We start from the raw sequence: 13488 nt of genomic DNA, 5'->3' as shown, positions 1-13488 counted from the left end.
ATCCAAGCAACAAAATAACTGCACACAGCTTTTTGCTCAGATATCGTTCATTTGCTAGAGTCGATTCCAAAGGGAGCATGAGGAATGCTCAGATATGGCAATCGACTGATTTTCTGTTGACTCGGGTGATCATCATTTGCCATATTCCTCACTCCTTTCCCCTGCAATTTCCTTTTAAAAAATCAGCTAAAAAACAATAAAATCCTACCATGAAAAACATGGCAGGACTGTATGTCTTGTGTTACCGTTCAAGCTTTAACTCCGTAGGGCGGTGAAATGACATTAGTCGAAACCTTAGCGATCTCAACTGCTAACCAACGCGTAGTGTCTCCACTACTTTGCGGTAGTCATCCGTATCCCTATGGTAGCCTCACCTACCGATTTTTCATACTAACTATACTCCACTTAAGAATGATTGTCAACCCCAAATGGCTGTTTCTGAAAATTTCTTTTCATTCTTATTGTGGCAAACAACGTACAATTCTCTTGCAAATCTCTTCTACTAAAGACTTAGGCGCTGCAATATTCAGCCTTGCATGCAACTCCCCCTCTTTTCCATAATCACTTCCTCGATTGAGAATGACTTTGGCTTGGTCATGCAACAAAGCAAAAAGTTCATCATCTGTCAAACCATAGGCACTGAAATCAAGCCATATCAGATAGGTCCCTTGTGGTTTCATTACTTTTAAACGCGGAGCTTCTTTGGCAAAATAATCCACCGCAAATTGAATATTTTCTTCTAAAACAGCTTTTAATGCCACCAACCAAGGTTTGCCATAGCGATAGGCCGTTTCTGTCGCAATATAACCTAAACTTGACACTTCATGGTGGTTATTGGCAAGCTGCTGACGTTTAAACCGTGCACGCAATGCAGGATTTTCAATAACAGCATAGGAATTTTTAGTGCCTGCAATATTAAAGGTCTTGGTAGCACTGGATAGTATAATGGCAAATTCTTTAAAATCAGGTGAAATGGTATTAAAGGAAACATGCTCATGACCAAACAAGGTCAAATCTTGATGAATCTCATCTGATACCAAGATAACCTGGTGTTTTTGACAAAGATGACCGATTCTTTCCAAAACCTCTCTTTCCCAAACACGTCCTCCGGGATTGTGCGGACTGCAAAGAAGATACAATTTCACATTATTTTCGACAATCTCTTTTTCCAATTGCTCAAAGTCAATTTGAAACAAATCGTTTTCTTCTTTGAGAGAATTAGATACCAATTTTCGATTGTTTAAGCGAACGCTACGAGAAAAAGGTGGATAGACAGGAGAATTGATTAAAACAGCGTCTCCCTCTTTGGTAAAGGCTTGAATCGCAAGAGAAATAGCTGGCACAACACCTTCTACAAAAACGATATCTTCCTTATCAAACGAATACCGATGTTCGCTCTTTTCCCAATCCAACACCGCTTGGAGCAGCTCATCACTCGCATAAGTATAGCCATAAACCAACTGCTCTGCATAGTCATGAATCGCATTTTTTACTTCCGGCATGACCTCAAAGTCCATATCTGCAATCCACGCCGGCAGTAATTGAGGGTCTGTCTCTGTCTCTTTCCACTTATAAGTGTGGTGAGATAAGCGATTCGGTGCTGTTTGAAAATTGTATTTGCTCATATTATACCTCCAAAGCAAATTTTAAATCTGTGATCAAGTCTTGGCTGTCTTCGATTCCAATGGACAACCGGAAAAAATCGTCTATTAAACCATAGCATCTTGATATCTTCGCTAGAATATCCTAGCATTAAATATCCTTTCAAAAAAGCTGCTCTATAATTTTTATTGAAGGATTCATCATTTATAAACTTTTATTGCAAGAATAGCTATTTTTATTATAGCTTAATTTTTATAATTTTTCTACAATATTAAAAAGCCTTTCGGCCTTTTAATGAATATGAAATTTTTGACGTAAGGTTTGAGCTTTCTCACCAATAAAGCGGTCTAACAAACGGACTCGCAAAGCCATTGCTCCATAAATAGCCATGCCCAAGCCACCAATGATAACCAAATAAAGCATACTCGAAATGCGTCCACTTGGATGAAAGACAAAGCCAAGTACGACTTCCACAATGGCAATCAAAAGAGCCATAACTGCCGTTAAAATTCCAATCAACAAACTCCGTTTGAAGAGAATGGTTTGATTGAGCCCAGTTACTTGACGAATGTGTTGGTACATCAGAATGATTGGAACGATGAGTCCAATTGTCGTTGCCAGAAGCGGTCCATAGGCTCTAAACAGATAAATAAATGGAATTTGCAAAATGAGCTTAACAAGAACTCCATAACCAAAATAGATAATCGCTTTACGATTTTGGAACAGTGCTTGAATCATTGGCGATAAGACAGTATAGACGCCAAGAATAATCGTCTGTAACATAGCAAAAATGAAGAGCCCCAGAGCTAAACTATCTGGTCGTCCGTAGAAAATCGTATACAAAGGACGGGCTACTAAGACAGAGCCAATCGTTGCTGGTAAAAGAAACAGCAGTAACATACTCAAATTATCTTGAACCAAGCGCGCAGCCGCCTTTAAATCACCTTTGACATAGTTTTCTGTCAGCAAAGGAATCCCCACACCGCCGATCGAAGTTGCTACTGCAATCAAAATCATGGTAATCTTATTTGGATTGGCAGAGAAATAACTGAACATAACCACCAGCTGAGAATTGCTATAATTGGTGAACCATTTCATCGTATTGATAAATGTCATCTGGTCAATGATTTGGAAAAGCTGAATAGCAGAACCCGTGATGATAAAAGGAATGGCTTCACGAATCGTATCCACCAGCAAAGCACGGCTGTTGATTTCAGCACTATTAGCCGGTTTGTGTAAGATAGATGTCAAGAGATTGGTTTTCCAAAGAAAATAAACCAAAACCGCCATACTGGCAAACATACCGACAAAGGCTGCAAAAGTAGATTGGGTCACTGCAGCAACATAATCTTTAGAACCCAATTTCATAATGAAAAATGTTGCAAGCAGCATCCAAATCACACGAATGACCTGCTCGGCAATCTGGCTCATGGCATACGGTTTCAAATTGTTAAAACCTTGGAAAAATCCACGAATAACACTCATGGCTGGAAATACTAGCACAGCCCACGACAGACTCTGCATAACTGGAATCAGTTCTTTTCCGACACCTGATACACGCGCAAAGAACGGTGATAAGAGATACATGATTACTGCAAAAACGACTCCCAGCAAGAGCATGAATTTCAAAAATTCACGAATGAGAGTAAAACTATGATCTTTTTGATCAATCGTATTGTACTTGGCGACTTGCTTGGCGACTGCGACAGGTACACCTGCCGTGGAAATCAGAAGAAACCAAGCATAAATATTGTAGCCCATGGTAAACAAGCCATTGGCCTCTGCTCCATGTTTCCCCATCCAGATATACCAAGGAATGATATAAATTGCCCCTAAAAAACGGCTGATAAAGTTACTAGCTGTTAGCCAAGCTGTCCCTAGAAGCATTTGCTTTTGTTGATTTGTTGTTTGTTGGTCCATACATAACCTCTGAAAATAGTCTCATCTTATTATAAACTTTTCCTTTCCGCTTGTAAAACCTCGCCATTAAGTTTACAATAGAAATATGATAACAATTGAAAACGCATTAAACATTTTAAAAAAGGATCACAATTTCCGCGAGATCATTGACCAAGGACATTTCCTTTATAGAGCTACTGATTTCACATTTGATAATATCAGCTACGACAGCCGTGAAGTGGATGCTTCCACTCTTTTCTTTGTCAAAGGCGACAATTTTAAAAAAGAATTTTTGGAAAAAGCTGTTGAATCAGGCTTACAGTTCTATGTCAGTGAGACGGATTTTGAAGTAACTATTCCGGTGATTCTAGTCAACGACGTAAAGCAAGCCATGAGCCTTCTTGCCATGGAATTTTATGGAAATCCACAAGATAAACTCAAATTGCTCGCATTTACAGGAACTAAAGGAAAGACAACGTCTGCTTATTTTGCCTATCATATCCTCCAACAAAGTCATAAACCAGCTCTCTTGTCTACTATGAACACGACGCTCGACGGAGAACATTTTTTCAAATCTACTTTGACAACACCGGAAAGCTTGGATTTGTTCAAAATGATGGCAACAGCGGTTGAAAATGGCCGAACTCATCTGATTATGGAAGTTTCCAGTCAGGCTTATTTAAAAAAGCGAGTTTACGGTTTAACCTTTGACGTTGGTGTTTTCCTTAATATCAGCCCTGATCACATCGGACCAATTGAACACCCGACATTTGAAGACTATTTTTATCATAAACGGCTTCTCATGGAAAATAGCCGAGCTGTGGTGGTCAATAGCGAAATGGACCATTTTGAAGTTTTGGCTGAGCAAGTTGCTTCCATGGAGCATGATTTCTACGGACAGCATTCAGACAATCAAATTCATCATTCGCAAGCCTTTTCTTTTGAAACAAGCGGAATCCTCACAGAAAAATTTGACATTCAGCTAATCGGACGTTTTAACCAAGAAAATGCACTTGCTGCTAGCCTTGCCTGTCTACGCTTAGGTGCCACTATTTCTGATATAAAAAAAGGCATTGCTGCTACGCGTGTCCCTGGACGTATGGAAGTGCTGACCCAACAAAATGGTGCCAAAGTGTTTGTGGATTACGCACACAATGGTGTCAGTCTCGCCAATCTCCTATCGGTTGTGCAAGAGCATCAAAAAGGTAGGATTGTTTTGGTGCTCGGTGCAACTGGAAATAAGGGCGAAAGTCGCCGCAAAGATTTTGGTCTACTAATCAATCAACATCCAGAATTAATGGTGATTTTAACCGCAGATGATCCAAATTACGAGGATCCAATTGCCATTGCCAAAGAAATTGCTTCTTACATATCCTTTGATGTTGATATGATTGCTGACCGCGAAGAAGCTATTAAAAAAGCCCTTGGCTTAACTAGTAAAAAAGGCGATGCTGTCATTCTAGCAGGCAAAGGCGCTGATTGCTACCAAATTATAAATGGTAAAAAAGCTAACTATCCAGGTGATTATGCGATTGCAGAAAAATATTTATAGAAACTAATAAAGGTCGAGACAAACGTTTTCGACCTTTAATTATTGAAGAAAAATTACAAATTTATACTAACAAATAGAAATGCACAATTCTTTAGAAATCAAAATCTTGCTTTATGATTTTATTTTCTCCAACTAATCAAAACATACATTAGACTTGATCCATACATATCCGCAAGAGCATGTACGAGGAAGAAAGGCAAGAGATTTTTAACCTTGTATTTGTAAAGGAAATAATAGAGAAGTCCAAAACCAACACCAATCGTCAGCGCCCAGAGCATCCCCTGATAGGTATGGAAAGAGACACGAATAATTGTCGAATAAAGAAGAACCCACCACTTATATTTGTCTTTTACTGAGGTCAATAGCCCCAAGAAGAAAAATTCTTCGTAAAAGCCGTTGAGCAAAGCATAGAGAATCAGCATCGGTGTCAAATCGGTAAATTTACGGAAAATTTCTAGCAGATCAAAGTATTTCCATAATTGCGGATTAAAATAATTATATTCTCCGCTAAGGGTTGTCACCGTGTCTGCCACAATCCCCATCACCGCAAAGATAAAGGGAACCCAAAAGAGTACCGACCACGATAGACGAATCGGCAACTGCTTAAAATCAAAACGGCGAAGTACTAAGTAGGCTATCGTCAAAGCTAACATAAGGAGCTGCCATTCTAGGTTGCTAACATAAGCTGCCCCGTCATTTGCTGTTTTACTAGTTGCATCTGCTACTGCTGCTGTAGTGGACGGAGACAAGCTGGCAAGATAGAGTTCTGTCGAGCGATAGATAAAGCGCCCAAATAGCAAAGCTGTCACGATGACAATATCAAACCATTTCAGATACTTCAACGGCTGAGAGGGCCGAATTTTTGCTAAAAGATTCACTATATATTCCTTTCATGAAACGAAATGATTTAGTGATTACCAAATCTTGCTAAATTTAACTCTTATACCTATAAATTTATCAAAAAAATCTTAAAATTTTATTATTCTATAATTTATCTAATGCTTCCTTTACACGAAAGGTCAATGTTTCCTTATCAAAATCCAATTTTAATTCATATTTCCCTGCTTCGTTAGGCGCAATATAACCTAAAATCACTAGAGCATCTACAAAAATATCACGCCGTTTCTGCATCAGCTCAGTTTTTCGACCATATTTTAAGAGGAAGGTCGTCATATATTTTAAAGCATACTCAGGATTTACATCTCCTACCAAATCATAGAGTTTTTGTTGCTGATTGATCAATGGATATTGTTGTTTCAGCCTGTAAAAATAATTGGAAAGCGTCAACTGCTCTCTGAGAAAATCCGTTTTTTCTACTAAAATAGCTTGGTTTGTTTGATTGGTTAAATGCGTCTCAAAACGCATATTCAGCAATTCTTGATAAAGAGGACTGTCATCTCGCACAAAGACTTCCTGATCCAAAGACAAAGCCGTCACATTTTCCAACAGAGGAACGCTTTGATGATAGCGTTTATTTTTCCGAAGCACATAGCCTGCCTTGATATAATCCTCTATAGAGCGATCAATATTGGGAAAATTTGCAAACTCACGCTTTATCTCTCGCAAAGTAACATCGTCATGTTGATCTAAGTAATTTATCAATTCATGAAAAAAGGGCTGACGTGTCAAACGACTGGGATTGATTACTTTAATCATCTAATCTTCCTTTGTAAACTAATTTTTCGGATTGAGCCAATTGGCTAGGATTGGTTCCCGGCTGATGAAGAGGAACAGCTAGCCCCAATTCCTTGTAATACTGCTGCCAAAAAGGAGCAACTTCCTCATCTTCATCACCGAACTGCATAGCAATAGTTTCAAAAATGGGGAGGATTTCCGCAATATATTCAGAACAGTAAAAACCTGTCGTATTTGGATAAAAGCTATTATTATAAGGCTTGTAAAGATGCTGCTCCGCTCTTTCCCAGACAGCTTTCGCATCTATGTCAGGAAAAGCATAAACGGCATAGCATTCATCAACCTGTAAAAACTCTTCTATCGGCTGCTTTATGACCCCTTGCTCACTTGTCGCATGGTACATCCAGCCGTCAAAAAAGATTGCCACATGGTTATACCGCCCAGTTGATTGCTGAATAGCTTCTGCCATATCAGATTGACTAGACACAAAAAGCAAATCCCCGTTTTGTAAATCTTGAGTTTTCATAGAACTATTGTATCAAAAAAGGAGCCGAAACTCCCTTTTTGTTCTATTCTTAAGCATTAAAACTTTCTGTTAATTGCGGAACGACTTGTTTCTTACGAGAAACAGCTCCAGCAAGGAAAGCGTGGTTGTTTTCAAGAACAAAGTTGAAAGCTGCTTCTACCTTGTCCATATTGCGACCGATTGCCAGGATTTCCGAGTTTGAATTAACAATGTCAGTAATCATTAAAACAAAGTCAGAATAACCATTGGCTGCGTTTGTTTTTTCAATAGCTGCTTCCAGTTCTGCTTGGCGTTCTAAAACTTCTGCAATATCAACTGTGTTGACCTGTGCCACACGAACTTGATTTCCGTTTAATTCAAATGTTTTAGCATCAATATCAATCAATTCTTCGGCAGATTTGCTTGCTAAGTTCGTTCCAGCTTTAAGCATAGCCAAACCGTATTTTTCCAAATCAACTCCTGCAAGCTCTGCCAACTCAGGTGCAATCACTTTATCACTCGGATGAGTGGTTGGTGATTTCAGAAGAAGCGTGTCTGAAATCAAACCTGAGAGCATCAAGCCTGCAAGTTCTTTTGGTACAGCTACACCAGATTCTTTAAACATACGATAAACGATAGAAGAAGCTGAACCAACAGGCTCCAAACGCATATAAAGTGGGCTGGCTGTTTCAAAATTCGCTACACGGTGATGATCCACAACGCCATACACTTCTACTTCTGCAATGTCAGAAATAGATTGTTGAAATTCATTATGGTCTGTTAAAATGACTTGCTCAACTCCTTCTGCTTTGGCAGATGTCACCACACGCGGTGCTTTTACACCAAAAGTATCCAAGACAAACGCTGTTTCTTCATTTGGAGTCCCAAGAGCCACTGCTTCTGTATCCAAGCCATAAGCTTCACGCGCAAGATAAGCAAAGGCCACAGCTGAGCCAATCGCATCTGAATCTGGATTTTGATGACCGAAAACTAAAATTTTAGACATGATCGTACCTCGTAAACTTTTTATATACTTTATTTTAGCACAATTTTAAGATTTTCACAAAGAGAGGAATAGAAAAGCACTTAATCGTCAGTTTTTCTATCTAACTTTTTGAGTGCTGATCAAAATCTCACTTCCTGCTTTTATTAACTATTATGTACGCGGTTCATATACTCGGTATAAGATTCGGTTTTCATGAGTTCTTTGGCATTTTTTACTCGGTCAGCAGTTGGTGGTTTAATACCTTCTAATGGATAAGGAATTCCTAATTCACGCCATTTAAATTCTCCCATTGTATGATAAGGTAACACTTCAAATTTATCAACTGTTTTTAACGTTTTGACAAACTCACCTAATTCTTTTAAGTCGTCATCACGGTCTGTCAACGTTGGAACCAAAACATGGCGAATCCACATTGGAACACCTTTATCAGACAGATATTTTGCACATTCCAAAATATTTTTATTGGTATGCCCTGTTACGAATTTATGCTGGGCATCATTGATTTCCTTAATATCCAGCAACACTAAATCTGTCACTTCAAGCAGGCGATCAAAAACTTTGAGATACTCTGGTGTATTGCGGAACGGCATCGCACAAGTATCTAAAGTGCAATGAATTCCCAATTCTTTAGCTTTGGTAAAAAGTGCAGTCACAAAATTAATCTGCAAAAGAGCTTCACCACCACTTACTGTAATCCCACCTTTTTTACCCCAAAAGCCACGATAACGAAGCGCTTCTTGCAAAACGTCTTCAACCGTTCGCTCTCTTGAATTATTGGTTTCCATTGCCCATGTATCTGGATTGTGGCAATATTGGCAACGCATTTTACAACCCTGCAAAAAGACAATGAAACGGATACCAGGCCCATCAACAGCTCCAAAACTTTCAGTCGAATGGACCATACCTGTTACTTTTCCATAATCAATGACTTCTTTTTCCATCGTCTTATCCTCTTGAAAACGTTTTATAATACTATTATAACACTTCTTTTCTAGATAGAGGGACAATTTGTCTATTTTTTAGAAAATAATCTGTTTTTCAGTTTCATTTTCAATGTTTTTCAAAAAACGAGAGAAGTCTAAAACTCTCTCGTTTATCATCTATTCCTTTTAATCCGCCACTTTCTTTCGCCAAAGGAGGGTTGCACTTAGGATGACAATCCCTACAACAGCTACTTCAGCACCTGTTGTTCCTGTAGATGGTAAAATTCTCTTTTTAGTTGGTTTATCATCTCTATTTGGTGGAGTTGTGCTGTCATCAGAAGATTTTGGCTCAGTTGGTTGAGTCGGCGTCGTGTCATCTTTCTTCTGACTAAAGTCAAGCTGTGCAATGACGGGATCATGGTCTGATGCCCGACCGTGTTCTTCCATGAAAGAAGCATTAATGTGAACTGGTGAGAACACTGTTTTATCAGCAATATTTTTTGAAACAAAGATATTGTCTAAACTTTGATTGCTACCACGGTAAAAATAAGAATAGCGGTCTGCTGCGTCGTGATTCAGCATCATATTGACTAATTCATTACCAGCCACTGCTTTGGCAGTTTCTGAAAATTCAAAGTCATTAAAGTCACCAGTTAAGACAAACTTCAAATTTGGATTTTGTCTCAAACCTTCTTTGACAAAAGCGTTCAACAGCTTCCCTTGCTCAATCCGCTGTGCTAATGTATTTTGCACTGCTGGTTGTTTAGAACCATATACTGCATCATCACCGAGTTTGGATTTTAAATGATTGGCAATCATGACAATATGCTCGCCCTTAAATTCAAACTCTGCTGCTAAAGATTTTCGAACTTTCGTAAAGGCTGGATTGGTTGGATCGATCCTTGCAGGATTTTTCACCAAATGACCGTCTTTGAAAGCAGCCGCTTCTGTGCTACTTCCTGCTTCACGTTCTACTATCTTCACTCGTTGAGGATTGTACAAGAAAGCCACACGAATATTGGATCCGGGCTTTCCTCCGTCTGCACCATCAACAGGAGCTACTTCGACATACTTATACTCTTTGCCACCTAATTGTTTAATTTTAGCAGCCAGTTTTTCACCGCTTTGCACACCGCTGACAGTACCATCATTAACGCTTCCATTATTGTCTTGAACTTCTATAAGGGTAATAATATCTGGACTGTGAATTTCGTTGATAAAAGATTTAGCAATTTTCTCCACTTTTGCGTCAGGTGTTTCCCCCGCTGCATTGTTCGCCGAGAAGTTTTCAATATTGTAAGAAGCAATCGTCAATTTATCTTCACTTGGGTAAATTTTAGAAACCTCTCTTTGCAAACCACCGTCTTGCAAAGCTGGCAATTGGGTTGGCTCCAACTTAAAGACTTTACTGCGATAACTCACGACTCCAACAACATCTTCATTAAAGTAATCTTTGGCTTTGGCAACAAACTTATTTCCCACATAAACTGGAATGGTTGCCGTATTTTGCACATTCGGACGTAAATTGACGCCACCGATATTATTTAACGGTAATTCTTGATAGCCAGCAGGCAACAGGTAGATATCCCCGCGATATTGTGGTCCAAGCACATGAGGTTTTTTAACTGTTGTCAACATGCCTTCAAGACTTTCCCAATAGTCCAAGGCATCATGCTCTGGATCATAGACAGTCGGAGTATTGTCTACGATATCTTTTGGCATACGCTCTGAAATATTGACAGGAGCTGGCAATGCTGCTGTTCCGTCTTTTGTTACCTTTGAAGCTATCAATTGCGTGACAGTCAAACTATCAGCTGGTTTTTTAAATTGTTGCCCCGGACGGACGCTGAGCGACTCCATGTAGCCTTCTTTAACTTCACCTTCAATCGTCAATCGGTCTCCAACAGCTACTTTTTCCTTTGAAACTACATAGATAGCGTCTGAAGTCTTTGTGTTCCCGTCAGCTTTGATGTCTTGTGCATAAAAGCCATATCGATCCGTTTTAGTGACAACTACACTTGACACGCGCACCTTTTTCCCATTATAAGGCGATTCATGTGCTTCGCCTTGAATTTGACCAATATTAGCTACCTCGGTAAATTCCGAAACAGCGGCTCTTGCTTCACTGCTTGAAGCTTCTGTCTTAGGTGTTTCTTCGCTTGTGCTACTTGGCTCATTCGTACTACTCGTACTGCTTGCTGAACTTTCAGAAGTTGTTTCTGATGATTGCGACTGTGTTGTCGAAGCAACAGAACTAGACTCTGAAGTCATTGTTACAGAAGTTTCTGAACTTGAAGAGCTCGCCTCATTTGCTTGAACAACAGGACTTAGAACGCTACTAGCTAACAAAATAGCTGTCGCAAACAATACAGGCAATTGTTTTGAAGTTTTTTTCATATATTCTCCTTTACATCATAATTTAGAAATCAAATTTCCTTGAGATGTATTTCTACCGTAATTATTATAAATAAAACAGAAGGATAATGCAAACGCTTTCTCTTCAATTTTAAAAAAATCGGCTGAACAATTCAGTCGATTTTAGGATTTATTGCTACATTTAGTGTTTATTTACAATAATTGCCAAACTTTCATAAGGTCTTAAGGTTACAACTGCTGCTGTTTGAGCTTCTTCATAATTAGAAAGGAGCACTTCGCCATTTTGATACTCTGGTAAAATATCTATCGTAATCGGATCTGGATAGAAGTTATTGAGTACCAGAAGTTTTTCGGCCCCCAATTGACGCTCGAAAGCATAAACTTGCTGACTGTCTTCATAAACTGGTCGATAGCTGCCTTCGGCAATGATAGGAAGCTCCTTGCGAAGAGCAATCAGTTTTTGATAGAAAGTGAAAATCGGGCCCTGCATCTCATTTTCAACATTGATTTCAGGATAAGATTTCCCAGCTTTGAGCCAAGGGATGCCTGTCGTAAAGCCAGCATTCGCTGAATCATCCCACTGCATAGGAGTGCGAGAATTATCACGAGATTTGGCCTGAATAATTGCAAAAGCTTCTTCTGGTGTTTTGCCTTGCTCCAGCAGCATCTGATAGGCATTGATAGACTCTACATCCACATAATCTGCCATAGAGTCATAGTCCGGATCCACCATGCCAATTTCTTCTCCCATATAGATATACGGCGTGCCGCGAGACAGATGAATACTGGCCGAAAGCATGGTTGCTCCTTCATTACGGAAATGCTGAACATCAACAAAACGATTTAAGGCACGTGGCTGGTCATGGTTGTTCCAAAATAGAGCACTCCAGCCGTCATGGTCACTCATTTCCTTGCCCCATGTATGGAAAAGACGCTTGAGCTCCTCAAAATCAAATTTTTTCAAGCTCCATTTTTGACCATTTTCATAATCCACCTTCAAATGATGGAAATTGAAGGCCATAGACAATTCATGACGTGCCGGATCTGTATAGAGAATGCAGTTTTCAATAGTAGTCGCACTCATCTCCCCGACCGTTATAAATGAGGCAGCCTGTCCGAAAGTCGCTTCATTCAGCATGTGCAGGTAGTCGTGTACAATGGGCTTGTCCGTATAGGCAGGCTTACCATCATTTTCCGGACAGTTTTCCAACACCTCATCTTTTCCAATCAGATTGATGACATCAAAGCGAAAACCTTTGATACCCTTGTCCCGCCAAAAATTGACAACTTTGAAAAGTTCTTCACGGACATGAGGATTGCGCCAGTTGAGATCAGCTTGCGTCACATCAAAGAGATGCAGGTAGTACTTGCCCGTTGTTCCAAAAGGCGCCCAGGCGCTGCCACCAAACTTAGACAGCCAGTCTGTTGGCTCATCGCGCAGAAAGAAAAAATCTTGGTAGTACGGATCACCAGCTAAAGCTTTTTGAAACCATTCATGCTCAGTTGAGCAGTGATTTAAGACCATGTCCAGCATGAAATCAATGCCGTGCTCTCTTCCAACTTGTACCATCTCTTCAAAGTCAGACATCGTTCCAAAAAGAGGGTTGACAGCTGTGTAATCTGAAATATCATAACCATTATCACGCTGCGGGCTGGGATAGAAAGGATTGAGCCAGACCATATCCACTCCTAATTCTTTGAGGTAAGGAATTTTCTCAATAATACCTTGAAAATCTCCTATCCCATTGCCGGCCGTGTCTTTAAATGATTTTGGATAAATTTGATAGACGACTTTTGTCTTATCTAATGCCATTTGTCTTCCTTTTCTATTTTTAAAAGAAAGAGGCGGGGCTTGCGCTCCTCCCCTTTATCGTTACTTTTATTCTTTGCTACGAGCCTTTGTGCCTCTCGTTAAGAGATTGCTGCTTGGATTTCCAGCAGTGAGGCAAATGGATTACTGAGATAAATTTGTCTATTCGTTAGATAAAAT

Annotated in this window: 10 protein-coding genes, 1 pseudogene and 1 riboswitch; of the genes and pseudogenes, 1 reads left to right on the top strand and 10 read right to left on the bottom strand. The window is 39.6% G+C overall.

Translation table 11 applies throughout. The annotated features are described in order from the left end of the window. Positions 1–236: 236 nt before the first annotated feature. Positions 237–389: riboswitch (M-box (ykoK) riboswitch) on the bottom strand. A gap of 69 nt (positions 390–458) precedes the next feature. From EHW89_RS02290 to EHW89_RS02280, 3 genes and pseudogenes are all read right to left on the bottom strand, one after another. Next, positions 459–1625 (bottom strand): MalY/PatB family protein, encoded by a 1167-nt coding sequence (locus EHW89_RS02290; RefSeq protein ID WP_126466560.1) that lies wholly within the window; start codon positions 1623–1625, stop codon positions 459–461. A 1-nt stretch (position 1626) separates the two neighbouring features. Next, a pseudogene (locus EHW89_RS02285) lies at positions 1627–1722 on the bottom strand (PLP-dependent transferase); the annotation flags it as partial. A gap of 171 nt (positions 1723–1893) precedes the next feature. Beyond that, entirely contained in the window at positions 1894–3522 is a 1629-nt protein-coding gene (locus EHW89_RS02280) for a putative polysaccharide biosynthesis protein (RefSeq protein ID WP_126466559.1), read from the bottom strand. Between the two features lie 85 nt (positions 3523–3607). Between EHW89_RS02280 and EHW89_RS02275 the strand changes: the two genes are divergently transcribed. Then, complete coding sequence (locus EHW89_RS02275; protein WP_126466558.1) at positions 3608–5053, top strand: UDP-N-acetylmuramoyl-L-alanyl-D-glutamate--L-lysine ligase; 1446 nt, start codon at positions 3608–3610, stop codon at positions 5051–5053. A 119-nt stretch (positions 5054–5172) separates the two neighbouring features. On the opposite strand, the gene EHW89_RS02270 is transcribed toward EHW89_RS02275, so the two are convergent. The 7 genes from EHW89_RS02270 to treC all read right to left on the bottom strand — a co-directional run bounded on the left by EHW89_RS02270 (position 5173) and on the right by treC (position 13311). Beyond that, on the bottom strand, positions 5173–5931 hold the full coding sequence (locus EHW89_RS02270) for a CPBP family intramembrane glutamic endopeptidase (protein WP_106082935.1): 759 nt from the start codon (positions 5929–5931) through the stop codon (positions 5173–5175). Between the two features lie 106 nt (positions 5932–6037). Then, positions 6038–6709 (bottom strand): DUF1803 domain-containing protein, encoded by a 672-nt coding sequence (locus tag EHW89_RS02265; protein WP_126466557.1) that lies wholly within the window; start codon positions 6707–6709, stop codon positions 6038–6040. After that, positions 6702–7214 carry a YiiX/YebB-like N1pC/P60 family cysteine hydrolase gene (locus EHW89_RS02260; RefSeq protein WP_006267413.1) on the bottom strand — a complete coding sequence of 171 codons (513 nt, stop codon included), beginning with the start codon at positions 7212–7214 and terminating at the stop codon, positions 6702–6704. Before EHW89_RS02260 ends, EHW89_RS02265 begins: the two co-directional genes overlap by 8 nt. A gap of 49 nt (positions 7215–7263) precedes the next feature. Next, positions 7264–8199 (bottom strand): manganese-dependent inorganic pyrophosphatase, encoded by a 936-nt coding sequence (locus EHW89_RS02255; RefSeq protein ID WP_003025664.1) that lies wholly within the window; start codon positions 8197–8199, stop codon positions 7264–7266. Positions 8200–8342: 143 nt separating this feature from the next. Continuing rightward, positions 8343–9140, bottom strand: a complete 798-nt coding sequence (gene pflA, locus EHW89_RS02250; RefSeq protein ID WP_003043316.1) for a pyruvate formate-lyase-activating protein — start codon at positions 9138–9140, stop codon at positions 8343–8345. Positions 9141–9308: 168 nt separating this feature from the next. Then, entirely contained in the window at positions 9309–11519 is a 2211-nt protein-coding gene (locus EHW89_RS02245) for an endonuclease/exonuclease/phosphatase family protein (protein WP_126466556.1), read from the bottom strand. Positions 11520–11679: 160 nt separating this feature from the next. After that, the gene (treC, locus tag EHW89_RS02240; RefSeq protein ID WP_126466555.1) at positions 11680–13311 is read right to left on the bottom strand and encodes an alpha,alpha-phosphotrehalase; all 1632 of its coding nucleotides are present in this window, start codon (positions 13309–13311) and stop codon (positions 11680–11682) included. Positions 13312–13488 lie beyond the last annotated feature (177 nt).

The organism is Streptococcus periodonticum (genome assembly GCF_003963555.1).
In the GTDB taxonomy this organism is placed as follows: Bacteria; Bacillota; Bacilli; order Lactobacillales; family Streptococcaceae; genus Streptococcus; species Streptococcus anginosus.
Note: the sequence above shows the minus strand (reverse complement) of the source record. Positions and strands in the feature narration are given on the sequence as shown.